Raw genomic sequence first — 1705 nt, forward strand, 5'->3', positions numbered from 1 at the left:
GTGCTGCTTGAGTCGAAGAGATTTGAAGATTGCTCACGCAAATGGAGTAAGCAAATGAGAAAAACGCTCGAAGCATTTGGGGTTTACCAATATGAATAAGTCTCTGTATATATCTGTGTTGCTGGGGTCATTTGCGGTTTCCGCTTTTGCGGCTGATGCCAAGCCCGCTGCTGATGTCAAGTCGGCCGATGCGGCCAAAGCAGCGCCCGCGGCCAAGGCCTGGTCGCCATACCAACCTGCCAAGGCTCCTGAGGTGCCTGCGGTGAAGCAAAAGGCTTGGGTGCGCACGCCCATTGACGGCTTCGTGTTGTCTCAGATCGAGGCCAAGGGTCTGAAGCCTTCGCCTGAAACCGACCGCGCCACCTTCATCCGCCGCGCCACGCTGGACGCCTGGGGCTTGCTGCCGACGCCTGAAGAGATCAAGGCCTTCGTCAATGACAAGTCTCCCAATGCATATGAAAAGCTGGTGGACCGTCTGCTGGCGTCTCATCACTTCGGTGAGCGCCAGGCGCGTCGCTGGCTGGACATCGCTCGCTATGCGGACAGCTCTGGCTTCCAGAACGACAACACGCGGCCCAACAACTGGCGCTATCGCGACTACGTGATCAACGCCTTCAACCAGGACAAGTCGTTCAAGCAATTCATTCAAGAGCAGATTGCCGGTGATGAGTTGCTCCCTGATAGTCAGGAAGCCAAGATCGCCACTGGCTTCCTGGCTGGCTATCCAGACAACGCCAACTCGCGTGACCTGGTTCAACGCAAGTACCAGATTGCCACCGACATGACCGATCTGGTGGGAGAAGCTTTGCTGGGCTCCACCATTGGTTGCGCCCGGTGCCACAACCACAAGTCGGATAAGGTCAGCCAGAAGGAGTACTTCCAGCTGCAGGCCTACTTTGCCAACACCAGCTTCGATGAAAAAGCCAAGCTGGCCAAAGGCTCTGAAACCGTCTGGGATCAGGAGTACGACAAGCAGCAAGCCGCCTACAACGACGCCACCAAAGAAATCCGCGCCAAGCAGAAGGCCATTCTGGACAGCGTGCGTGAGCAAGGGCGCAAGTACCACAACGAACGTTATCTGACCGATAGCCGCGACGCGATCTTCAAGCCCAAGGAGCAGTGGAATGCTTTGGATCGTTGGGTGAACTTCCGCAAGGACACAGTCGCAACCGAACAAGACATCGTGGCCTACCTTCGCGAAACCGGCCAGGAAAAGGAACGTACCGAGTACGACCCGGCCAATGCCGAGAAGCTCAAGGAATACCAGGCGCTGGCGGAGCAACTGAAGAAGTTTGACAAGCTCAAGCCAGAGAAGGGTTCGCGCTGGATCACGGCTGCCACCGAGTTAGGCCATGCCGATGCACCACCTACCTTTGTGCGTTTTGGTGGTATCCACGAGCGCCCGCTGGATGAAGTGCAACCTGCCATTCCTGCCTTGTGGACTGGCAAAGAGCAGCCTGTGGTGACGCCGACTGCTACCTCATCTGGCCGTCGCAGTGCGCTGGCTGCCTGGCTCACGAATGACAACAATCCTTTGACAGCTCGTGTCTACGCCAACCGCGTCTGGAGCCAGTACTTCGACAAGGGCGTGATCTCGACCGTGCATGACTTCGGTCGCGCTGGTGCCAAGCCCACCAATCCCGAACTGCTGGACTACCTGGCCACCAGCTTCTTGACACTCCAACCGTTCTTCACGAAGCTGGTG

The 1705-nt window shown here is 57.2% G+C and carries 1 protein-coding gene; it reads left to right on the top strand.

The annotated features are described in order from the left end of the window. Nucleotides 1-91 precede the first annotated feature (91 nt). The coding region (locus EPO09_RS22115) for a DUF1549 domain-containing protein (RefSeq protein ID WP_290646779.1) at nucleotides 92-1705 on the top strand (1614 nt) is incomplete at its 3' end.

Source organism: Aquabacterium sp., from assembly GCF_004297345.1.
Classification (GTDB): Bacteria; Pseudomonadota; Gammaproteobacteria; order Burkholderiales; family Burkholderiaceae_C; genus Aquabacterium.